We start from the raw sequence: 20213 nt of genomic DNA, 5'->3' as shown, positions 1-20213 counted from the left end.
CGCTGGATGGCAATGCTCGGCTCCCCCGGGCAGAGGGACCCAGCCGTCCATCCATGACCATAAGCTGTGAATATAAAACTGTTATGCTTCGGCCATGAGCCGTCACGACACCGCTCCTGACGCGTCCGCCGCCATCGGAGCAGCCCTCTACGGCCTGGCCACCAGGACCGCGAGACGCCTGCCCCGGGACATGAGCCTGACGTCCGCCGCCACCCTGGCCACGTTGGACCGGACGGGCCCGCGGCGTATCACCGATCTGGCCGCGGTCGAGGGCGTCACCCAGCCGGCGATGACCGCCCTGGTCCGGGTGTTGGAGGAGTCCGGTCTGGTCGAGCGGCGAGGCGACGCGTCCGACAAGCGGGTCACGCTGGTGTGCCTGACCGAGGCGGGTGCCGGTTACGTCCGGAGTCGGCGCCGAGCGGGCGTCGAGGCGTTCGAGCGGTTGATCGGCAAACTCACCGGCGACGAGGTCGAGGCGCTGGTGGCGGCCCTTCCGGCGCTGAGGCACCTGGCGGAGCTCGAGAGCCAGGACCGCGAAGGGCCCAGGCAGTGACCGGGCAGCCGGTCGGCGGGGCCGCGGTGAAGGCGGTTCCAGGAGCGCGTTCCGAGGCGCGGCTGCTGGTCCCCGCCCTGATGTTCATCGCCCTGGTCGTGGCTGCGGTCGGCAGCCTCGGGGCTCCGCTCATCACCAGCGTGGCGACCTCGTTCCGCGTGTCGCTCGGCAGCGCGCAGTGGACGCTGACCGTCGCACTGCTCAGCGGCGCCGTCGCCACGCCGGTCCTGGGCCGGCTCGGAGCCGGTCCGCACCGCCGGGCCACGATCCTCGTCACCCTGGCGGTCGTCGTCACCGGCAGCGCGCTCACCGTGCTGCCGCTGCCCTTCGCGTGGCTGCTGGCCGGCCGGGCGGCCCAGGGCGTCGGGCTCGGGCTGACGGCGCTGATGATGGGCGTGGCCCGGGACCACCTCCCCGAGGAGCGAAGCGGTGGCGTGATCGCCCTGATCTCGGTGGTCTCGATCATCGGGGCCGGCGTCGGCTATCCGCTGGCCGCACTGCTCGCCGAGCTCGGCGGGGTACGAGCCGCCTACGGCCTCGGTCTGGCCGTCACCGCCGCCGCCCTCCTGACGGCGTGGCGCTCCATGCCCGAAGCCCCCGAAGGCCGCTCCGCACGCGTGGACCTGGCAGGCGCGGTCGTCCTGGCCGCGGCACTGCTCCTGGTGCTGTTCCTCGCCGGTGAACGGAGTCTGTGGAGCCGGCACCTCGTCGTGGCGGCGGGCCTCGCCGTCGTCGCGGTGGTGTTGCTCTGCCTCTGGGTCGTCATCGAGCTGCGCAGCACGACGCCTCTGGTCGATGTGCGGGCCGTGCGGCACCCGGCGGTCGCCGGGGCGAACCTCGCCATGTTCGTCGGCGGGATCGGCATGTACCTCCTGCTCACGCTCATCACCCGGTACGCGCAGACGCCGCACGGCGCCGGCTACGGCTTCGGGCTGACGACCTTCGTCGCCGGGCTGGTCCTCATCCCGTTCTCGGTGCTGGGTTTCGTCGCCGGCAAGCTGACGCCGCGGGTCCGGACGCGGGTCGCCGACCCCCTGCTCCTGGCCGGCAGCGCCGTCGTGGTCGGCGGCGGGTTCGCCCTGTTCGCCGCGGCCCGGTCGGACCTGGCCGAGCTGTTCGCGGCGATGGGCGTGCTCGGCTTGGGCGTCGGCGGATTCTCGGCCGCGATGCCCGGCGTCATCCTGGCCGTCACTCCCAAGAGCGAGACGTCGAGCGCCATGAGCGTCAACTACGTCGTCCGCAGTGTCGGGTACTCCCTGGGCAGTGCCCTCGGCGGCCTGATCCTCGCCGCGGGCACCGGTCCCGGCCGCCTCTTCCCCGACGACAGCGCCTACACCACCGCGGCGCTGGCCGGCATCGGTGCCATGGCGGTCACGACGCTGACGAGCCTCGCCCTCGCCCGCCGACGCTCGTCCCCGACCAACCCGTGAATCGGATGCACTCACCCCACACTGGAGGTTCCATGCCCAAGGGTTACTGGGTCAGCGTCTACCGCACCATCGCGGACCCGGAGAAGCTGGCTGCCTACAACAAGCTGGCCCGTCCGGCCGTGGAGGCCGGGGGCGGCCGGACCCTCGTCCGAGGCGGTCGGGTCGTGGCGCATGGCGCCGGAATCGCCGAGCGCACCGTCCTGGTCGAGTTCGACAGCTTCGAGCACGCCGTCGCGGCGTACGAGAGCGCGGCGTACCAGGAGGCGCTGGCCGCCCTCTCCGACGGCGTCGAGCGCGACTTCCGCATCGTCGAGGGCATCGACTGACGGACGTGGTCCGGTCGGACCTTCCTTGAAGCACGCCGCGGCGCAGCCCGAACCCTGCGACAGCTCTTTGCGGCGCAGCCAGAACCCTGCGACCTGGTCGGGCAGCGCGATCTCGGCAGCGTGGCCGGCGCAAGGACCCCGGGTGCCGGCGAAGGAGCCGGCACCCGGGCAGGAGCCCGCTCAGGGCGCGGCCGGTTCCGCGTAGCTCCGGCCGTCCCCGGTGGACGAGACGCCGGTCCCGCGAGGGCCGGGGATCCGGCCGGCGCGGCCGACCGGATCCCGCAGGGTCGGTCGATCAGCGGGCGATTCGCTGTCCGAACAGCGCCTCCTTCTGCGGCACGCCGAGCGAACCGGGGCTGAACGAGGTGATGTTGCTGGTCGTGGCGCCCGTTTTCGAGCCGCGCAGCACCCAGACCGCCCCGGAGTCCTTGTAGGTGCCGTCCTCCAGCGGGGCGGCCGCGACGAGGTCGGCCCGGTTGTTGGCGTTGACGTCGGCGAGCAGGACCGTACGGCCGAAGTTGTCGCTCGCCTCCGACACACCGGGAACACCGGACGTGGACTGGTGGAAGGCCTGGGCGCCCGAGCCGGTCAGGCCGGACGGGCCGCCCTTGAGCAGGACGACCGCGCCCGCCTCGCGGACCGAGCCGATGTCCTCACCGGGCACGCCGACCGCGATGTCCGGGTACCCGTCGCCGGTCACGTCGCCGGCGGCCAGCGCGTAGCCGAACTGGTCGCCGAAGTTGCGGTAGTCGTCGCCCGCCTCGTCCGTGCCGGGGACGCCCGCCGTGTTCTGCGTGATCTTGGCCGTGCGGGTGGAGGGCCCGTTCGCCGAGCCGTACACGACGCGGACCGCGCCCGCGTCGTAGTCCATCATCTCCGACACGTGGTCGACCTGGCGGGCCACGAAGTCCCCGTAGCCGTCCTTGTTCACATCGGCCACGACACCGCCGACGGTGTAGTAGCCGGTGCTCTTGAAGGTCGAACTGAGCCCCGTCGAGGTCCCCTTGTAGTAGCGGGAGTGGAACTGCATCTCCTCGAAGCCGTTCGTGGTGACGACGTCGTCCTTGCCGTCCCCGTTCATGTCCCCGACGGCCATGTCCTGGGGGCCGGACTCGTCGGCTATCTCCAGCGTGTCCGTCCGGGCGGGAGCCCCGGCCCGGGTGAAGGGGCCGAACCGGACCTCCAGGTTGCCGTTGCCGTTGGCGATGACGTCGGCGTGGCCGTCGCCGTCGATGTCGCCGGCGGCCACCCGGTAGGCGGCGTCGCCGAGCGGGGCGCCCTTGCCCAGACCCTGCGCGGAGCCCCAGAGCACCATCGGGGTGTAGTAGCTGCCGACGATCAGGTCGGTGTACCCGTCACCGTCCAGGTCGCGGGCAGCGGTGCTGGTGCCGAAGGTCCCGTACTCCATGACGTCGCCCGGTACGCCTTCGGTCGCCTGCGTGATCAACTGCGGGTGGGCGGTGTCGGTGCCGGCCGAGGAGCCGTACAGGACCGACACGTAGCCGGCCTGCTGGACGCCCGACACGGTGGCGAAGGGGGCGCTGACCGCGAGGTCGGCGAAGCCGTCGCCGTTGAAGTCCACCACGGGGGTCTTCGGCCCGGCGGCGGCGGCCGGACCGGCGGACAGAACGAACGGCGCGGTGAGCAGGGCGGCGAGCGCCGCGCACCGTGCGACGCTGCGACGGCTCTTGGGGTGAGGCACGGATGACTCCGAAAGTTGGGTCCGGATAGGTCTGTCGTTCATCTGGGACCCGCGAGGGACCGAAACGGTTGTGTTGCAGGTGACTGATTTTCGCCTGCTCCGATGTGTTCCGCTCGAGGACTCCGGTGCCGCCGGAGTGCAGCAGGACGTCCGCGGCCGAAGACACGGGACGCTGCTGGAGGGCGGCCCCCCGGCGACGCCGCGAGCCGGCGGGTCGGCGCGTGGGCGCGTGGGGCGCAGTCGAGGCGAGGGCCGGGAGACCGGTCAGCCCGCTCGAGCCTTCCCTACGGGACCGCTCCCGTGCGCCGCCCCTGCAGACTGCTCACGGGCGGCCGCGATTCGCTTCGCCGAGGCCGTCTCGGCAGGATGGGACCATGACCGAGATCCGCACCCCCCGCCTCGTCCTGCGTCGATGGTTCGACGACGACCTCGTCCCTCTGTCCGAGATCCACGCCGATCCGGTGGTGATGCGGAACATCGGCGACGGCGAGACGCGCTCCCTCGAACAGACGGCCCAGGACATCGAGACGTGGGAGGAGGAGTGGGACGAGGAAGGCTTCGGGATGTTCGCCGTCGAGCTGCTGGGCTCCGGTGAACTGGCCGGTGCCGTCGGTCTCTTCGTGGCGGAGACACCGGCCGAGATCGCAGATCAAGTGGCGATCGGCTGGCGACTGGGACGGGTGTTCTGGGGGCAGGGCTACGCCTCCGAAGCGGCTCAGGCGACCCTGGAGTTCGCCCTGCAGGACCGGGGTCTCGACCGCGTGGTCGCGGCCTGCCGGGTGGAGGACCGAAGCTCCGCGAACGTACTCGGGAAACTCGGTATGCAGACGGAAGGCACGGCACGGCACCCGGTCCACGGCCATGACCTGACGCTGTACGGCATCGACCTGACGCAGTATCAGCACTAGTGACAGTGCCGACTGCCTTTAGGGGTGTGTGTCGGTGAGGGCGATGACCTCGTCGAGGCGGTCCCGGACGGCCTGCAGTTCGTCGATCTTGGCTTGGATGCGCTCGCGCTCGACACGCAGCATGGCGCGCTGCTCGGCGTCGGTGTGCCCCGCGTCCCAGCACGGGAGGAGTTCGGTGATCCTGCGGCTGGTCAGGCCGGCGGCGAACATCTCCTGGAAGAACCGGACCCGCGCGATGGCGTCCTGCCGGTACAAACGCTGGCCGGACGGGCTGCGCTCCGCGGTGAGCAGCCCCTGCTGCTCGTAGTAGCGCACGGCGCGCACCGAGACCCCGGCACCACGTGCCACCTCGCCGATACGGATCAACCGCTCGGCCGCGTCCACCGCGCTGGTCATGGTGACCCCTCTCCCCCGGCTCCGGACGGTCGTCCGGCTCTGGAAATCAGCACTTGCCTCTGACGTTGGCGTCAGGTTTTAGCGTAACGGGCATGGACATCAACAACTCCGTCGCCCTTGTCACAGGGGCCAACCGCGGCCTGGGCCGCGCTTTCGCCCAGCGCCTGGTAGCGCGAGGCGCCCGCAAGGTCTACGCGACGGCCCGCCGGCCCGAGACCGTGGATCTGCCCGGGGTCGAGGTGCTGCCCCTCGACATCACCGATCCCGCATCCGTCAGGGCCGCCGCCGAGGCCGCCCCGGACGTCTCGCTGCTCGTCAACAACGCAGGAGTCAGTACGGGAACCGACCTGCTGACCGGTTCGCTGCAGACGGTGCGGCACGAACTGGAGACCAACATGTTCGGTCATCTGACAGTGATCCGGGAGTTCGCCCCGGCGCTCGCCAAGAGCGGCGGGGGCGCGATCGTCAACGTACTCTCCGCCATGTCCTGGTTCGGGGGCCGGGGCGCGAACGCCTACCACCTGTCCAAGGCCGCCGCCTGGGCCATGACCAACGGCGTCCGCCTGGAGCTCGCCGAGCAGGGCACGCTCGTGACGGCGGTGCACCTCGGCCTGGCCGACACCGACATGGCGGCAGGCTGGCCCGTGGCCAAGATCGCTCCGTCCGACCTGGCCGACGCGGCCCTCGACGGGGTGGAGTCGGGCTCCGCCGAAGTCCTGGCCGACCAGTGGAGCAGGGACGTGAAGTCCCGCCTGCCGTTGGCCCCGGAGGAGTTCAACGCCGCGATGGATCGCGCCCTGGCTGCGCTGTCCGCGGCCTGAGGCCCATCAGGCCGCGGGTCGGGCGACGAGGAGGTGGGGAGCGGCTCCCCCGTGGGTCGACGGCCCTCCGGCCCTCTGGCCGGTCCGGGGTCAGCCGCTCTTGCGCCTGAAGGACCGCTGCTGCGCAGCCGGTCCGTGTGCGCCTCGGACCTTTGCGGCGTGTGTGTTGCTTGCCACGTCAGCGGCGTCCGCCTGCATGCTCCGCTTGCGCGCCAGAGCTTCCCGGAATTTGCGCTTCAGGTCGTACTGGCCGTCAGCGTCGGGCGAGAGAGCAGGGCTTTCGGTGTCAGCCGATTCGACGTCGGCCGGCTCGGCATCGGCCGGTTCCGGACTTCGCGGCGTTGGAGATTCTGCAGCCAAGGTGACCTCCAGGGTGCGGGGGTGGAGATCACAGCTTGTCATGCCGGGCGTCGTGTTCGCCGCCGACGGCCGACAAAGTCCGTGGACGGGCTCGGACAACCCTCACCAGCGCAAGCGGACAGACGGCGGAGAGGTGCATATTGGAAGCAGCACTACTTCACACCGGAGGCCGTCATGCTCCTCCTCGGCATCATCTTGCTGGTCGTCGGTTTCATCACCGGTATCTCGGTCCTGTGGACGATCGGGATCATCCTCGCGGTCATCGGCGCAGCGCTGTGGATCATGGGCTCCATGGGGCACGCAGTCGGCGGCCGCCGGCACTACTGGTAGTCCGTGTACGGGCAGAGCGGCGTCGCCGGCGGCGCACAACGGCGGCTGTGATGGTTGCCGGTGTCTGCCCGGCGGCCTGGCGACCGCGTGTCCGCCGGATGGCTCCCGGCCGAGGGCAGCCGCGCCGGCTGGTGACCTCGGCCACCAGCCGGCGCGGGCACGGGTGCGGAACTCAGCACTTGGTGTCGACGCCGTCGATCTTCTTGCCGAATCCGGTGTCGTAGCGGGCGGCATAGTCACCCTTGCTGACCGGGCGGCACACCTTGACACCGCCGCTCCAGTCGATGAAGCCGCCGGCCCGGTTCGCGATGAACGAGTACGAGTGATCGCGCCAGGCCGGGGGAAGGTCCACGTAGCCTCCTGTCCAGTTGTACTGGACGCCGGTGTAGGCCACCCCCGTCCACAGGCAGATCGCGTTGGACGGGCAGGTGGCGTTCGCGCTGCTCGGAGAGGCATGTGCGGCCTGCGTGGGGACGAGTGCCGCCACCATCAAGGCACCGGCGACAAGGACGGAGCGCATGGGCGTGCTTGCCATCAACTCAGGACTCCTCACTGACGGACTGCGGACGCCCGGGGCTTCCCGGGCACCAGGCATGCTCCTGGCCCGCCGGCGCGGGCGGCCAGGGCCTGAAGCCACGGCTTAAAAGGCCCCGCGACCACACCTACCGGGGCTGTCGGTCCCCGTCCGCCAATTGCCGACCCAGGTCGGTGACCACGTGCAGGACGGAACCACCGCGCCGAGTGGTCGTGATCAGGCCTGCCTCCCGCAACACCCTGGTGTGCTGGCTGACGGCGGCGGCGGAGACACCGAGACGCGCGGCCAGGGCGGTGGTGCTGCAGCCGTCGGCGGTCATGCGCAGAGCGGCGGCCCGGGTGCGTCCGAGCAGGGAGGCCAGAGGATCGTCGGCCCCGGCATCCCGGGGCTGCCACAGCGCGGCGCCGGTGGCCGGGTCGGTCACCGCGGGGACGGTGAGCCGCGGCACCGAGGCGTCGTCGTACGGGTCGTACAGCAGGCTGCACTGGCGCCAGGAGAACAGGGTCGGCGCCAGGATCAGCCCCCTGCCGCCCAGGTGGACCTCGACCGGGCGGGGGTGGCGGATCTCCAGCACGGGCGGGTGCCAGCGCACCAGCGGTGGGCTCAGCGCAGTCAGCAGAGCGTCGATGCCCCCCTCCAGGAACGTGCGGGCGTACTGTGCCCGCACGACGTCCAGCCGGGACCGGCCCGCCGCCCAGTACGGTGCGACGGCCACCCGGTGACACGCCACGAGCCCGGCCGCCAGGAGGCGACGGGCCTCGGCGTGCCCGTCGGCGACGGCGCGTGCCCACCCTGTGTGGGCGGTGCCGACGGTGACCGGTTCCAGCTCGCGGCGCACTCGGAGGCGGGGGGCCCGCAGCAAAGCCTCCACGGCGTGGTCGATGTCCGGCGAGTCACCGGCCAGCGCCAGCAGGTCGAGGCCGGGGCCTGCGGCGGGGAGCAGTGCGGTGAGTGGCCTCGCGTCGTCGCTCAGCCTGTCGGTCACGGTGGCGCGCCACCGCCGGAAGGGCAGCGGGAGGGTGCGCGAGCACAGCATCTCGAGGCCGTAGTACGTCTCGGCGGCGGCTCCGATGGTGTCGGCCACCCGGGTGCGGGCGAGATCCTCGGCGGTGAAATGGATGCGCAGCAAGGGCGGGCTCCCGTCACGGGACGGGCACACGCGCGGTGCCGTCCCGTCCACCGCCGCCGTGGCGGCCACAGGCATTGTCGGACGGGACGAGCGGCACCGGCTACGTCATTTCGGGACCTCGGACACGTGGTCCCGGTCAGGCGTCGATGATCACCGGGATGATCAGCGGCCTGCGGCGGTGCGTGCGGAACGCCCAGTTGCCCACGGCGCGGGCGAGGAGCTGTTCGAGCTGGCGGGCATCGCCGACGCCTTCCTGAGCGGCGTTGGCCAGCGTCTTCTCGATGACGGGGATGACCGGCTCGAAGGTGGTCTCGTCGTGGACGAACCCGCGGGCCAGGAAGTCGGGCGGCTCGGTCAGTGCTCCGGTGTCGGCGTCGACGATGGCCACGACGGTGACGACGCCTTCCTCGGCCAGGGTGACGCGGTCCTTGAGCGAGGCTTCCGTCGCGCCGCCGACTTCCATGCCGTCCACGTAGACGTTGCCCGCGGCCACCTTGCCGGTGATGGAGGCGCGGCCGTCCACCAGGTCGACGACGACACCGTCCTCGGCGATGACGACCCGCTCGGGGTCGACGCCGGTGCGGATGGCGAGGTCGGCGTTGGCCCGCAGGTGGCGGAACTCGCCGTGCACGGGCATGACGTTGCGGGGGCGGACGATGTTGTAGCAGTAGACGAGTTCGCCGGCGCTGGCGTGGCCGGAGACGTGCACCTTGGCGTTGCCCTTGTGGACGACGTTGGCGCCCCACCGGGTCAGGCCGTTGATCACCCGGTAGATGGCGTTCTCGTTGCCGGGGATGAGGGAGCTGGCGAGCAGGACGGTGTCGCCCTTGCCGATGCGGATCTGGTGGTCGCGGTTGGCCATCCGGGACAGGGCGGCCATCGGTTCGCCCTGCGATCCGGTGCACACCAGGGTGATCTTGTGGTCGGGGAGTTTCTCCAGCTCCTTCGTGCTCACGACGAGGCCGGAGGGGACCTTCAGATAGCCCAGTTCCCGGGCGATGCCCATGTTGCGGACCATGGAGCGGCCCACGAAGGCCACCTTGCGGCCGTGCTGGTGTGCGGCGTCCAGGACTTGCTGGATGCGGTGCACGTGGCTGGCGAAGCTGGAGACGATGACCCGCCGCGGCGCGGTGCGCATCACCTGCTCGATCGCGGGGTTCAGTTCGCGTTCGGAGGTGGTGAAGCCGGGGACCTCGGCGTTGGTGGAGTCCGTGAGGAACAGGTCCACGCCCTCTTCACCGAGGCGGGCGAAGGCACGCAGGTCGGTGATCCGGTCGTCCAGCGGGAACTGGTCCATCTTGAAGTCGCCGGTGTGCAGCACCATCCCCGCCGGGGTGCGCAGGGCCACCGCGAGGCTGTCCGGGATGGAGTGGTTGACGGCCACGAACTCGCAGTCGAAGGGTCCGAAGCCGCGCCGGTCGCCCTCGCGGACGCGTACCGTGCGCGGCCTGATGCCGTGCTCCTTGAGCTTGGCCTCGATGAAGGCGAGAGTGAGCTTGGAGCCGACGAGGGGGATGTCCCTCCGCTCGCGCAGCAGGTAGGGCACGCCGCCGATGTGGTCTTCGTGGCCGTGGGTGAGGACGACGGCGACGATGTCGTCGAGCCGGTCCCGGATGGAGGTGAAGTCGGGCAGGATCACGTCGACGCCGGGCTGGTTCTCCTCCGGGAACAACACCCCGCAGTCCACGATCAGCAGCTTGCCCGCGTGCTCGAAGACGGTCATGTTCCGGCCGATCTCGCCCAGACCGCCCAGAGCGGTGACCCTCAGCCCTCCCTTGGGCAGTGGCGGAGCGGCTTTGAGTTCGGGGTGCGGATGGCTCATACCCTCACGCTACCGAAAAGTTCGCGCCGGGACGATCATCGGCATCGGAACGACCGGGGGGCTGGTCCGGGGTGCCAGGGTTGCGCCCGGGGTCACGCATGGGTTCGGCGGCTGTGCGACATCGCTCGACGCCCTTCGGCGGACGCACACCTGCCGGGTGCGGGCCGCGCCGCCGCTCGGCTGCGGAGGGCCGGCGATCGTCGCCCGGTGCGCGCCGCCGGCGATCCCGCCCCGATGCGTGCCGCCCGTCACCCCGGCCGTTCGGACGCCGCGTCCACCCCTGCCGCCGCCACCCTCCGGTACACGCTGGGGCTCATGCCCTTGTGGCGTTTGAACGCGGCGCTGAAGCCGAACGCGTCCGCGTAGCCGACGGACCTGGCGATCTGGGCGAGAGCGAGGTCGGTGTCGGTCAGGAGGGTCGCGGCCTCGTCCAGGCGGCACTCGGTGAGGTAGGCGAGGGGCGGGCGGCCCATCAGCCGGGTGAAGCGCTTGGCGAACAGTGCGCGGGAGACGCCGGAGCGGGCGGCCAGGGAGGCCACCGTCCACGCTTCGGCCGGCCGGTCGTGGAAGGACTGCAGGGCCGGGGCGAGGACCGGGTCGGCGAGGCCCCGGTACCAACTGGGCGCATCGGCACCCGCCGTGTCGAGCCAGCTGCGCAGCGTGCACACCAGGGCCCAGTCGAGGAGCCGGTCCATCAACGCCTGTGACCCGGCCGTGTGCCGGGCGGCGTCGGCGGCGGCCGTCTCCAGCCAGGCGCACACCTCGGCGTCCTCCTCGACCACCAGGACGGGCGGCAAGGCACGCAGGAGCCGCTCGTGGCGGTGGCCCGACGCCCGGTAGGCGCCCACGATCAGCGCCGTGGCCTCTGACGAGTCGGCGCCCCAGTGGATGCCGCCGAGTTCCTGGGCGGCGCAGTCGGTGTCCGTGGTGAAGCAGGCGATCTCATAGGCGGTGTGCGGGCGGTGCACGGTGGCGGGACGATCCGCCAGGTGGAACGGCTCGGGGCCCCGCACGACGGCGGTGTCACCCGGACCGACGACGCGTTCCGTTCCGTCGGGCAGCAGCAGCGTGCCGCCACCGCGCAGCACATTGATCATGGTGAGGGGTGCGGCGTCGGCGAAGCGGATGGTCCAGGGCCGACCCAGTACGGCGCGGGTGACGACCGAGCCCTCGGCCCGGATGCCGCTCAGGAGCGAACTCAGGGGATCCACGGATACACCGTAGACGCTCTCGTATGTTCCGGAGCGCTTCTCCCATGGATCATCCACGACACGGCGGATGTACTGGCCTCGTCGCACTGATCGAGACCAGCCGGGAGACACCGTGCCGCAGCAGGACACCCATGCCGGGACAGCCCTCGTCGTCGTCGCGCACCACCGCGCCGATTCCCTCACCGCGCACACGGCCCGCCGTGCCGTCGCGCGGCTCGAAGCCGCCGGCTACCGCGTCGACCTGCTCGACCTGCACGCCGAGGGGTTCGACCCCCGCATGAACGAGGCCGACCAGCCGGACTGGGGCGACAGGGACAAGAGGTACTCCGACGAGGCGCACCGTCACATGCGGCGCGTCCTGCACGCCGATGCCGTCGTCGCCGTCTTCCCGGTCTACTGGCAGAACGTGCCCGCCCTCCTGAAGGGCTGGATCGACCGCGTGTGGAACTACGGGTTCGCCTACGGCCGCAGCAGGCCCCGCCTCGCCGGCAAGCGCATCCTGTGGCTGGGCCTCGCCGGTGCCACCGGCGACGATCCGGTCGTGGAGGGGATGAGGAACGTGCTCGAGACCAACCTCAGCGAGGGCATCGCCTACTACTGCGGCTTCGCCCACTCCACCGTCGGCCTCCTCACCGATGCGGAGGAGCGCCCGCAGCGCGTCGACTCCGAGGGCACCCTCCTGATCGGTGAGGCGGTCGCCGGCGCCGAACGGGCGGCGCAGTACGCGGACTTCGACCGGCGTGCACAGGAGTTCGTGGAGAAGTTCCTCGCCGAGGGTCTCGTCACGACGTGACGACGTACGGCCGGTGTGAAGGCGCGGCGCCCCCCTGTCAGCCTGCCGGGTGCCCCGGCCCCGGTGTCGAGGTCGAGGATGCCGGGGCGCCGGCGGGCGCGACGAACAGCTCCCCGCGTACCCGCGCCGCGTCCGGGCCGTAGGCGATGCGGCGGGTGATGCGGGCTCCGGCCGCGGAGCCGCTCACCCAGGAGGCCGCCCGTGCCCGCAGCCGCGCGGTGAGCGGGCCGCTGTGTCCCAGCAGCGCCTTGGCCTGGATGCGCTGCATCCGGTGCACCGCCGCCGCCACCGGCCGACGCCGCAGCTCGTAGGGCAGCAGCCGTTCCCGGCTCGCATCACCCGCGCGTACCGCCTCCACCAGCACCGGGTGGGCGGCCGCCGCGTCCTGCAACGCGAGGTTGATGCCCTGGGCGCCGATCGGGCCGTGGGTGTGGGCGCTGTCGCCGACCAGCATCAGCCCTTCGCGCACCCACTCGCCGGCCTGCGCGGCGAACACGTCCAGCAGGTGCACGTCCCGCAGGGAACGCAGGTGATCGTGGATGAGGTCGGCGAAGGGAGGCAACGCGGTGGCGAGTTCACCCCGCACCTCCTCGATACCGCGGGCCGCCACCCGGCTCCAGGTGCGGTGCGGCAGCGTCAGGCCCACCCGCAGCCGGTCGGGGTGGGTGTCGTGGACGAGCACGGCCCCGGCCGGCGTGCGGTAGATGCGTACCGCGCCGATCGCGCGGCCCGGCGCGGGCAGCGAGAACCAGGCGATGTCCTGGTCGAAGGACTCCCGGCGGCCGGCGCCGATCCCGGCGAGCATCCGGATCTGCGAGTAGCGGCCGTCGGCACCGACCACGACCCGTGCCCGCACCGTGGCCGAGGCCGCACCCCGCCGATGTGCCACCACCCCCGCGACACGCCCGCCCTCACGGACCAGAGCCCCCGCCCGGTACCCCTGGAGCAGCGTGAAGCCGGGCAGCGCCCGGCAGGCGTCGAGAAGTTCACCCAGCAGATGCTGCTGAGGCAACGCCAGCAGATGGTCGTAAGGGGCCGGCAGGCGCCCGTAGTCGATGTCGAGGAGCACCCGCCGGTCCTGCACCACCTGGAAGGCGCCCAGCTGCCGCGCGCCGCGGGCACGAGCGGCCTGCAGCACACCCAGGTCGTCCAGGACCTGCTGGCCACCGGGCTGCAGGATCTCCCCGTGGAAGTCACGGCGCATCGCGGTGGAGCGCTCCACCAGGGCGACCTCGACACCCGAGCGCAACAGCATCAACGCGAGCGCCAGCCCGGCAGGGCCCGCGCCCACCACACACACGTCGGCACGCACGTCTTCAGCGCGGTTCATCGCGGGTACACGCAGCGACGTCATGACCGTCCACCGCCCCTCACGCCGCGCCGCGCACGGCCGGCGGACGGCTCGCACACCCGCACGCCGTGTCGTCGAGTCGCTCCAGATCCAACCGGTTCACGATGTGCCTCTTCTCCTGTTGACGCGGGCGAGTCGATGACAAGTGACGGGTGGTCGAGGGGAGTTCGGGTGGGGTGGTGCGAGCGTCTCACCCTGCGGTGGCCGCTCCGACGAGAGGCGCGCCCGCCGTGCGCCCCACGACCCGGCAGGCCCGGCCCAGCAACCCGGGCAGTGCGGGCTCCCGCAGGAAGAAGTGGTCACCGGTCACGGTGCGCCGTACCACCGGCCCCGCGCTGAAGCGTTCCCAGCCCGCCATCGTGCCGGGCGGTGCCAGCGGGTCGGCGTCGCCCGCGACGACCAGCAGCGGCACGGCGAACGGGCCGCCCGCCACCGGTGTACGGGCCTCCCGGCGCAGGCTGTCGGCGAGCGTCAGGTCATCGCGCAGCACGGGCAGCACCGCGCGGTGCCACAGCCCCCCGGGACGGGCCCCCTCGGGCACCACCTCCAGGCGGTCGAGCAGGTCGAGCAGGCCGTCGGGGGAGCGACGGCAGGCGTCGGCCAGCTCGGACGGCGCGTCCGGCGGGGGGCAGGCACCCACGGCGAGCAGGGCGGGTGTGGGCAGGCCCGCCTCGTGCAGCGCACGCGCCAGGGTGTAGGCGACCATCGCCCCAAGGCTGTGCCCGTAGAGCACAAAGGGTCCGCTCGGTGCCCGGAAGCCGTCGAGCAGGTCGGCCAGCAGCGCCCGTCGTGTGGTCACGCGGGGCTCGCGGCGCCGGCGGTCGCGCCCGGGCAGCAGGTGTGCCACCGGCACCGCGCCCGGGCCCAGCCGGGTCTGCCAGCCGTGGAACGCCGAGACCCCGGCCCCGGCGTGCGCGAAGCAGTGGAGTACCACCGGCGGTGCATCAGGCATGGCTCATCCCTTCGGACACATCTGCGGCGACCGGCGTCCCGCGGGGCGGCCGGGAGGCGGTTCACGCGTGCGGCACAGCCTTGCCGGGCCGGCTAGAGCGGCACTCGGGCCCTGCGTCCGGGTTCTGTAGCGGCGTGCGAGCGAGTCTCCGCACTCACGCCCGCCACCGGTGCCCGCGCTTCTGGAGAACGCTCGCACGACCACTCGAAGCCGGCTCGCACGCCGGGGCCCCACCCACCGGCGCCGGTTATGGTCCCCGGCAGGGACCGGCACCTCCTCCGCAACCGACGTCAACGCCCGGCCCGTGCCGGCATCAGGGAGCCCTCGTCATGGAACTGCGCTTGTTCGTGTTCCACCACGCCGGTGGTTCCCACCTGACCTACCGCGACTGGCCGGGCCGCTTCCCCGCCCACTGGCAGGTGCGCCTGCTCGACGCCCCCGGTCGCGGCATGCTCGCCGATCTCCCCGCCATCGCCGACGCACAGGATCTGGTCACCTGGTTCCACACCGAACTGAAGGGTCAACTCGACGCGCCCTTCGCCCTGTTCGGGCACAGCATGGGTGCCCTGATCGCCTACGAGCTCACCCGCCTGCTGCACGCCCAGGGCCGCCCGCCGCGCTGGCTGGGCCTGTCCGCCCGCAGCGCTCCCCACTCCGGACCCCGCCGGAGCGGCACCGATCGACACCTGCTGTCCGACAAGGCCCTGCGCGACGAACTCGCCGCGATGGGCGGCACACCCGCCGACGTCCTCGACGACCCCGAGCTGTGGGAGATCTTCTCCCCCGTCATCCGCGGCGACCTGCGCCTGGTCGACACCTGGCGCCCCGAGCCGCAACCCGCGCCGCTGCCCGTGCCCCTGTCGGTGTACGGCGGCACCCAGGACGCCCTCGCACCGCCGCAACACCTGCGGGAGTGGGCCACCTACAGCACACGCCACCTCGGGCTGCGCCTGTTCCACGGCGGCCACTTCTACTTCCGGCCGGACGCCACCGAACTGACCACGCACATCGCCACCGACATCCGCACCGCGCTCACCCTGCCCACCCCGGCCCCGCGGTCATGACCGCCCCGACCTCACCCGCGCCCCCGGCTCCGTCCCGGGCTGCGACCCCGGGCGAACGGGCGGCCGGGTCGGACGCGTACGAGTTCCGGCTGCTGGGACCGGTGGAGTTGCTCGACGGCGCCACCGGCGCCCCCATCGTCCCGCCCGGCGCCAAGCAGCGTGCCCTGCTGGCCGTGCTCGTCCTGCACGCCGGCCGGCTCCTGACCGTCGACCAGCTGGCCGAGGAGCTGTGGGACCGGCGACCACCGGCCAACCCCGCGAACGCCCTGCACGCCCACATCGCCCGCCTGCGGCGCCTCCTCCCCCAGGCCGGACAGCGGCCCCGGCCCGGGCAGGAACCGGGGCACGCGTGGATCCACACCCAGCCCACCGGCTACGTCCTCCACCTGGACGGCGCCACCACCGACGTGCAGCGCTTCGCCCGCCTGTCCGCCCAAGGCCGCGCCGCACTCACCGGCGACCCCGCGCACGCCGCCGAGCTGCTCCACCACGCGCTGTCCCTGTGGCGCGGCCCCGCCCTGGCCGACAGCCGCCACGGCCCCCTCACGACCGGCGAAGCCGACCGCCTCGAGGAGAACCGCCTCACCGCGCTGGAGTCCCTCTACGAGGCGCACCTGCACTGCGCGCGCCACCACGACATCACCGGCGAGCTGGAGAAGCTCACCGCCGACCATCCCCTGCACGAGCGCTTCTACGACCAGCTGATGACCGCCCTGTACCACAGCGGCCGCCAGGCGGAAGCCCTCGGCGTCTACGATCGCGCCCGCCACCACCTCACCACGACCCTCGGTGTGGAGCCCGGCCCCGCCCTGCGCGCCCGTGTCCAGGCCATCCTCCACCACACCCCCCGCCGCACCGCTCCACCACCGGCCGACACCCACGACCTGCAGCACGAGATCAGTCACCTCAAGCGGCGCGTCGACGAGCTGATGCGCAGCCATCAGCACCTGCAGCACCGCCTCGACACGCTCGCCACCCACCGATCCGCGCCCATCACCTAGCGCGGGGTCGACGGGAGCCGCCAGTCGACGACTTCGGGAAGCGGGGGCCGGTGTTCAGGACCCGCCGCCCACCCCGGACGGCACCGGTCCACCCACCAGCTCCGCGAGAGCGGCCCGCGACTTCACCCGCACCTTGCGGTACACGTTGGTCAAGTGCTGTTCCACCGTGCTGGGCGTCACGTGCAGCCGCGCCGCGATGGCCCGGTTGGTGCAGCCGGCCGCCGCCAGAACGGCCACGCGACGCTCCGAACGCGTCAGCCTCTGCAACGGACTTCCGCCGAGAGCGCCGCTCCCGGCCGCCGGAGCGGGCGCGTCGCCCAGTACCCGCAACGCCTGCGCCGTCGGCCCGCGCCAGTCGGCCACCTCCCCCACCAGCGGGCCCCAACGCGCCGTCAGGTCGCGGCAGGCTCGAAAGTCCGCCAGCGCGGCCCGCGCCCGCCCCACCGCCAGCCGGTGACGTCCACGGGCCAGCAGGTAGTGCACACCCACCCGCGAGTCGAACATCGCCTCCGGTGCCGGTACCCGCAGCAACCGCTCCGCCTCCTCGTGCGCACCCAGCGCCGTCGCCGCGCACACCCCGGCGGACAGCGGCATACCCACCGCCACTCCCCAGGCCGCCGGCGACAGCAACTCCAACGCCTGTCGCGCGCAGTCGGCGCCCCTGTCGTGGAAGCCGGTACGCGCATGCACCACGGCGGCCACCGCCAGCGCCACGGCCCGCCGAGCCGGCGTCCCCCTCATCCCCTCCACCCCGCGCGTCAGCGCACCCCACTGCGCGGCCCGCCGCGTCTCACCGGCGTACACCAGCGCCACCAGCAGCTCCGGGATCGCCGGCGCGGGCACGTACCCCCGCATCAAGGCGTCCAGGACCGCCTCGACGGCGTCCGCATCCGGTTCCACGACGGGTCCGCCCGCAACCGGCCACACGAAGCCCGACGCCTCCCGCACCTGCCGGGCCGCCTCGCCCCGCCCCCACTCCCCCGTAGCAGGCGCCGGTTGCTCACGCCGGCCGTGCCACAGCAGCAACCCCGCGGCCGCGGCCCGGTGTTCGGCGTCGGCCACGCCATCCGGTGGAGCGCCGGGCGAACCGGCGCCCCGGGCGCCATCCGGTGGGGCGCCGTGCACCTCACGCTCCAGCCACGGCAGGTGACGTGTCACCGACGCCGGGTCGCTCTCCCACTCCGCCACGGCCACCGCTGCGAGCATGCCACCCGCCAGCGGCCCACCTCCGTGGGCCCGGTGCGCGGCCTGCAGGAACCGCACCGCCTGGTGTGCCGCGCCCGCCCGCGGCACACTTCCGGCCGCCTCCACCAGCACGGCCGCCGCCCACGGGGGAAACCCGCCGCCGGGGCCACCCGCTGCCCCTTCTCCGGCAGCGGCGTCCTCGGCGCCCATCAGGTGGACGGCGATCCGGGACGGCTCCGCACCGTCGTCGTAGAGCACCCGGGCCGCCCGCGCGTGCAGCCGCCCCCTGTCCGCGGTGCCCAGGTGCTCGAGCACCGCGGCCGGCACCGCGCGGTGACGCAACCGGCCGCCGTCCAGCAGTCCGGCGGCGTCGAGTTGTTCCATACGCCGCGACGCGGTCAGCTCGGGCACGGCCAGCAGCCGCGCCAGCCGAGTCAGCGTGGCGTCCTCACCCAGGACCGCGAGAGCCTCGGCCGTGGCCGTCACCGCGGTCCCCGTGCCACGCAGGCATCCGGCGACCGCAGCCCGGAAGGCCGTCCCGGCCACCGGCCGGAGCGACCTCAACGGCCCGCAGTCCCGGAGATCGTCCAGCAGACCGCGCAGCAGGCGCGGGTTGCCGCCGGTGAAGCCGTGCCAGTGCGGAGCCAGCCGCCCGGCCGTCCCCGCGTCCATGCCGCCTCCGGCGGGCTCGCGCAGGAACTCGGCCACGTCGTCCTCGGTCAGTGGCTGCAGCGGCACCCGCACCCCTCGTGCCTGTCCCCACAGCTCCGCGAGCGGCGGCGGCGACGGCTCGGGCGGCTGCCCGGCCAGCACCACCAGCACGCCGGTGCCGGTCAGCCGCCCACAGAGGTACAACAGGGCACGCCCGGACTCCTCGTCGAGGTGGTGCACATCGTCCACCAGCACGGCGACCGGCCGACCGGACCGCATACCGCCCAACGCCTCGTGCAGCACCTGCGGCCGCCCGCCCGCCGGCCACACGTCCTGGTGCGCGGCCCCCGGCACGGGCAGTCCCAAAATGCCGGTGCCGGTGCCGGTGCCGCCGAGCAGCCGTCCCACCACGCCGAGGGGCAGACCCGTCTCCGCGGGAGAGCCGCCCGCGGCCAGCACCAGCGCACCCGCCTCGGCAGCCCGTGCGGCGAACGCCTCCAGCAGCGCGCTCTTCCCGCATCCCGAGCTGCCCGACACCACGGCGACGGCCCCCTCCGTCCGCCCCGCACGCGCGAGCAGCTCGTCCAGCACCCCCGACTCGCCAGACCGTCCCACCAACACGAGCCGCACCCCCCACCTCGTCACGGGCGGCATCCCACCCCGGCCAGTCTCCACAGGGGCGTGAAAGGCCCCCTCGAACCGGACCACAGCTGCACTCGAACCGCGCCCACCGGCCCGCACGGGCCCGGGCGCGGCCGTCCCGCTCCCGTTGCGAGCCCTGGCGCCTCGGCGGAGACTGACGAGTGACAACGGCACTGCAGAAAGCCTCGGCTATGGGCGACTACGTGGACCTTCCCGGCGTCAGGACCTGGTACGAGACCGACGGCGACGGTGATGCGCTGCTCCCACTGCACGGCGGCTTCTGCACGAACGAGACCTGGGGAGCGCAGCGGTCCGACCTCGCGGCGGGGTTCCGCCTCTTCCTCCCCGAGCGGCGCGGGCACGGGCACACACCCGACGTGGAGGGTCCGCTCACCTACCAGGACATGGCGGACGACACCGTGGCCTTCCTCGACACGGTCGTCGGCGGTCCGGCCCACCTCGTCGGCTGGAGCGACGGCGGCGTCGTCGCCCTGCTCGTCGCCCTCGCCCGTCCCGATCTCGTACGCAAGGTCGTGGTCATCGGAGCGAACTTCCGCCCCGCCGAGGAGTGCTGGGCGGCGCCCGCGATGCTGGACCGCATGACACCCGACAGCTCCGAGCTGGAGTTCTTCCGCGAGCTGTACGAACCGGTGGCGCCGGAAGGGCCGGGGCACTGGCCGGTCATCGCACGCAAGGTGGTCGGCATGTGGCGCACGGAGCCGGCGCTCACCACCGGCGACCTGGCGCGCATCGGTGCCCCGACCCTGGTCATGGTCGGCGACGACGACCTGGTGACGCTGGAGCACACGATCGCCCTCTACCGCGCTCTGCCGCACTCGGAGCTCGCCGTCGTGCCCGGAACCTCACACGTGGTGCCGCTGGAGAAGCCCGCCGAGGTCAACCGCCTCGTCGTCGGGCACCTCACCGCCGAACCGGTCGAGACGATGCTCCCCGTCCGCCGCGCCCCGGCGGCGTAGATGCCGTCGACGCCCCGGACCGAGGCGGCCGTTTGCCGAACCGGCAACGAATCTGGCGGACCCGCGAAGCGGTG

At 72.7% G+C, this 20213-nt stretch carries 20 protein-coding genes; 10 read left to right on the top strand and 10 right to left on the bottom strand.

The features are described from left to right. Positions 1 to 94: 94 nt before the first annotated feature. Genes ACZ4M5_RS29960 through ACZ4M5_RS29950 form a run of 3 tightly spaced genes read left to right on the top strand, consistent with a single transcriptional unit; the run spans position 95 to position 2309 of the window. On the top strand, positions 95 to 553 hold the full coding sequence (locus ACZ4M5_RS29960; RefSeq protein WP_467741386.1) for a MarR family winged helix-turn-helix transcriptional regulator: 459 nt from the start codon (positions 95 to 97) through the stop codon (positions 551 to 553). Next, positions 550 to 1983 (top strand): MFS transporter, encoded by a 1434-nt coding sequence (locus ACZ4M5_RS29955; RefSeq protein WP_467741384.1) that lies wholly within the window; start codon positions 550 to 552, stop codon positions 1981 to 1983. The genes ACZ4M5_RS29960 and ACZ4M5_RS29955 overlap by 4 nt, the downstream gene beginning before the upstream one ends. A gap of 32 nt (positions 1984 to 2015) precedes the next feature. Continuing rightward, a complete protein-coding gene (locus tag ACZ4M5_RS29950) occupies positions 2016 to 2309 on the top strand; it encodes a DUF1330 domain-containing protein (protein ID WP_467741382.1) in 294 nt (97 codons plus the stop codon). 295 nt (positions 2310 to 2604) lie between these two features. Here ACZ4M5_RS29950 and ACZ4M5_RS29945 read toward each other — a convergent pair whose 3' ends face one another. Next, on the bottom strand, positions 2605 to 4011 hold the full coding sequence (locus ACZ4M5_RS29945; RefSeq protein WP_467741380.1) for an FG-GAP-like repeat-containing protein: 1407 nt from the start codon (positions 4009 to 4011) through the stop codon (positions 2605 to 2607). A 374-nt stretch (positions 4012 to 4385) separates the two neighbouring features. Here ACZ4M5_RS29945 and ACZ4M5_RS29940 point away from each other — a divergent pair, with 374 nt between their 5' ends. Next, positions 4386 to 4919 (top strand): GNAT family N-acetyltransferase, encoded by a 534-nt coding sequence (locus ACZ4M5_RS29940; protein WP_467741378.1) that lies wholly within the window; start codon positions 4386 to 4388, stop codon positions 4917 to 4919. A gap of 18 nt (positions 4920 to 4937) precedes the next feature. Here the strand turns inward: ACZ4M5_RS29940 and ACZ4M5_RS29935 are convergent, their stop codons facing one another. Next, positions 4938 to 5315 (bottom strand): MerR family transcriptional regulator, encoded by a 378-nt coding sequence (locus ACZ4M5_RS29935; RefSeq protein ID WP_467741376.1) that lies wholly within the window; start codon positions 5313 to 5315, stop codon positions 4938 to 4940. 92 nt (positions 5316 to 5407) lie between these two features. Here ACZ4M5_RS29935 and ACZ4M5_RS29930 point away from each other — a divergent pair, with 92 nt between their 5' ends. Further along, on the top strand, positions 5408 to 6136 hold the full coding sequence (locus ACZ4M5_RS29930) for an SDR family oxidoreductase (RefSeq protein WP_467741374.1): 729 nt from the start codon (positions 5408 to 5410) through the stop codon (positions 6134 to 6136). 90 nt (positions 6137 to 6226) lie between these two features. Here the strand turns inward: ACZ4M5_RS29930 and ACZ4M5_RS29925 are convergent, their stop codons facing one another. Beyond that, positions 6227 to 6496 carry a DUF5302 domain-containing protein gene (locus ACZ4M5_RS29925; protein ID WP_467741512.1) on the bottom strand — a complete coding sequence of 90 codons (270 nt, stop codon included), beginning with the start codon at positions 6494 to 6496 and terminating at the stop codon, positions 6227 to 6229. 174 nt (positions 6497 to 6670) lie between these two features. On the opposite strand from ACZ4M5_RS29925, the gene ACZ4M5_RS29920 reads away from it, so the two are divergent. Next, entirely contained in the window at positions 6671 to 6826 is a 156-nt protein-coding gene (locus tag ACZ4M5_RS29920) for a DUF6131 family protein (RefSeq protein ID WP_398111833.1), read from the top strand. Between the two features lie 172 nt (positions 6827 to 6998). On the opposite strand, the gene ACZ4M5_RS29915 is transcribed toward ACZ4M5_RS29920, so the two are convergent. The 4 genes from ACZ4M5_RS29915 to ACZ4M5_RS29900 form a co-directional block, all read right to left on the bottom strand. Beyond that, complete coding sequence (locus ACZ4M5_RS29915; RefSeq protein ID WP_467741372.1) at positions 6999 to 7361, bottom strand: peptidase inhibitor family I36 protein; 363 nt, start codon at positions 7359 to 7361, stop codon at positions 6999 to 7001. A 127-nt stretch (positions 7362 to 7488) separates the two neighbouring features. Then, positions 7489 to 8490: an ArsR/SmtB family transcription factor gene (locus tag ACZ4M5_RS29910; protein ID WP_467741369.1), complete on the bottom strand. Its 1002-nt coding sequence runs from the start codon at positions 8488 to 8490 to the stop codon at positions 7489 to 7491. Between the two features lie 136 nt (positions 8491 to 8626). Further along, positions 8627 to 10312, bottom strand: coding sequence for a ribonuclease J (locus ACZ4M5_RS29905; RefSeq protein WP_467741367.1), 1686 nt, complete (start codon positions 10310 to 10312; stop codon positions 8627 to 8629). A 248-nt stretch (positions 10313 to 10560) separates the two neighbouring features. After that, a complete protein-coding gene (locus tag ACZ4M5_RS29900) occupies positions 10561 to 11523 on the bottom strand; it encodes an AraC family transcriptional regulator (RefSeq protein WP_467741365.1) in 963 nt (320 codons plus the stop codon). A gap of 67 nt (positions 11524 to 11590) precedes the next feature. On the opposite strand from ACZ4M5_RS29900, the gene ACZ4M5_RS29895 reads away from it, so the two are divergent. Continuing rightward, on the top strand, positions 11591 to 12316 hold the full coding sequence (locus tag ACZ4M5_RS29895; RefSeq protein ID WP_467741363.1) for an NAD(P)H oxidoreductase: 726 nt from the start codon (positions 11591 to 11593) through the stop codon (positions 12314 to 12316). 37 nt (positions 12317 to 12353) lie between these two features. Here ACZ4M5_RS29895 and ACZ4M5_RS29890 read toward each other — a convergent pair whose 3' ends face one another. Continuing rightward, positions 12354 to 13670, bottom strand: coding sequence for an FAD-dependent monooxygenase (locus tag ACZ4M5_RS29890; RefSeq protein WP_467741361.1), 1317 nt, complete (start codon positions 13668 to 13670; stop codon positions 12354 to 12356). 187 nt (positions 13671 to 13857) lie between these two features. Then, positions 13858 to 14619, bottom strand: a complete 762-nt coding sequence (locus ACZ4M5_RS29885; protein ID WP_467741359.1) for a thioesterase II family protein — start codon at positions 14617 to 14619, stop codon at positions 13858 to 13860. 329 nt (positions 14620 to 14948) lie between these two features. Between ACZ4M5_RS29885 and ACZ4M5_RS29880 the strand changes: the two genes are divergently transcribed. Together ACZ4M5_RS29880 and ACZ4M5_RS29875 are read left to right on the top strand one after the other, a co-directional pair. Beyond that, complete coding sequence (locus ACZ4M5_RS29880; RefSeq protein WP_467741357.1) at positions 14949 to 15683, top strand: thioesterase II family protein; 735 nt, start codon at positions 14949 to 14951, stop codon at positions 15681 to 15683. Then, the gene (locus tag ACZ4M5_RS29875; protein ID WP_467741355.1) at positions 15680 to 16684 is read left to right on the top strand and encodes an AfsR/SARP family transcriptional regulator; all 1005 of its coding nucleotides are present in this window, start codon (positions 15680 to 15682) and stop codon (positions 16682 to 16684) included. Before ACZ4M5_RS29880 ends, ACZ4M5_RS29875 begins: the two co-directional genes overlap by 4 nt. Before the next feature lie 54 nt (positions 16685 to 16738). Here the strand turns inward: ACZ4M5_RS29875 and ACZ4M5_RS29870 are convergent, their stop codons facing one another. Continuing rightward, the gene (locus ACZ4M5_RS29870) at positions 16739 to 19174 is read right to left on the bottom strand and encodes a BREX system ATP-binding domain-containing protein (RefSeq protein ID WP_467741353.1); all 2436 of its coding nucleotides are present in this window, start codon (positions 19172 to 19174) and stop codon (positions 16739 to 16741) included. 179 nt (positions 19175 to 19353) lie between these two features. On the opposite strand from ACZ4M5_RS29870, the gene ACZ4M5_RS29865 reads away from it, so the two are divergent. After that, positions 19354 to 20139 carry an alpha/beta fold hydrolase gene (locus ACZ4M5_RS29865; RefSeq protein ID WP_467741351.1) on the top strand — a complete coding sequence of 262 codons (786 nt, stop codon included), beginning with the start codon at positions 19354 to 19356 and terminating at the stop codon, positions 20137 to 20139. Positions 20140 to 20213 lie beyond the last annotated feature (74 nt).

Source organism: Streptomyces sp. NPDC026246, from assembly GCF_055567995.1.
Note: the sequence above shows the minus strand (reverse complement) of the source record. Positions and strands in the feature narration are given on the sequence as shown.

What these genes read in the sequence shown, in the direction of transcription:
- ACZ4M5_RS29960 (WP_467741386.1), top strand. Translation starts at nt 95, where the DNA reads ATGAGCCGTCACGACACCGCTCCTGACGCGTCCGCCGCCATCGGAGCA.
- ACZ4M5_RS29950 (WP_467741382.1), top strand. Translation starts at nt 2,016, where the DNA reads ATGCCCAAGGGTTACTGGGTCAGCGTCTACCGCACCATCGCGGACCCG.
- ACZ4M5_RS29940 (WP_467741378.1), top strand. Translation starts at nt 4,386, where the DNA reads ATGACCGAGATCCGCACCCCCCGCCTCGTCCTGCGTCGATGGTTCGAC.
- ACZ4M5_RS29935 (WP_467741376.1), bottom strand. Translation starts at nt 5,315, where the DNA reads ATGACCAGCGCGGTGGACGCGGCCGAGCGGTTGATCCGTATCGGCGAG.
- ACZ4M5_RS29930 (WP_467741374.1), top strand. Translation starts at nt 5,408, where the DNA reads ATGGACATCAACAACTCCGTCGCCCTTGTCACAGGGGCCAACCGCGGC.
- ACZ4M5_RS29920 (WP_398111833.1), top strand. Translation starts at nt 6,671, where the DNA reads ATGCTCCTCCTCGGCATCATCTTGCTGGTCGTCGGTTTCATCACCGGT.
- ACZ4M5_RS29915 (WP_467741372.1), bottom strand. Translation starts at nt 7,361, where the DNA reads ATGGCAAGCACGCCCATGCGCTCCGTCCTTGTCGCCGGTGCCTTGATG.
- ACZ4M5_RS29905 (WP_467741367.1), bottom strand. Translation starts at nt 10,312, where the DNA reads ATGAGCCATCCGCACCCCGAACTCAAAGCCGCTCCGCCACTGCCCAAG.
- ACZ4M5_RS29895 (WP_467741363.1), top strand. Translation starts at nt 11,591, where the DNA reads ATGTACTGGCCTCGTCGCACTGATCGAGACCAGCCGGGAGACACCGTG.
- ACZ4M5_RS29890 (WP_467741361.1), bottom strand. Translation starts at nt 13,670, where the DNA reads ATGACGTCGCTGCGTGTACCCGCGATGAACCGCGCTGAAGACGTGCGT.
- ACZ4M5_RS29885 (WP_467741359.1), bottom strand. Translation starts at nt 14,619, where the DNA reads ATGCCTGATGCACCGCCGGTGGTACTCCACTGCTTCGCGCACGCCGGG.
- ACZ4M5_RS29880 (WP_467741357.1), top strand. Translation starts at nt 14,949, where the DNA reads ATGGAACTGCGCTTGTTCGTGTTCCACCACGCCGGTGGTTCCCACCTG.
- ACZ4M5_RS29875 (WP_467741355.1), top strand. Translation starts at nt 15,680, where the DNA reads ATGACCGCCCCGACCTCACCCGCGCCCCCGGCTCCGTCCCGGGCTGCG.
- ACZ4M5_RS29870 (WP_467741353.1), bottom strand. Translation starts at nt 19,174, where the DNA reads ATGCCGCCCGTGACGAGGTGGGGGGTGCGGCTCGTGTTGGTGGGACGG.
- ACZ4M5_RS29865 (WP_467741351.1), top strand. Translation starts at nt 19,354, where the DNA reads ATGGGCGACTACGTGGACCTTCCCGGCGTCAGGACCTGGTACGAGACC.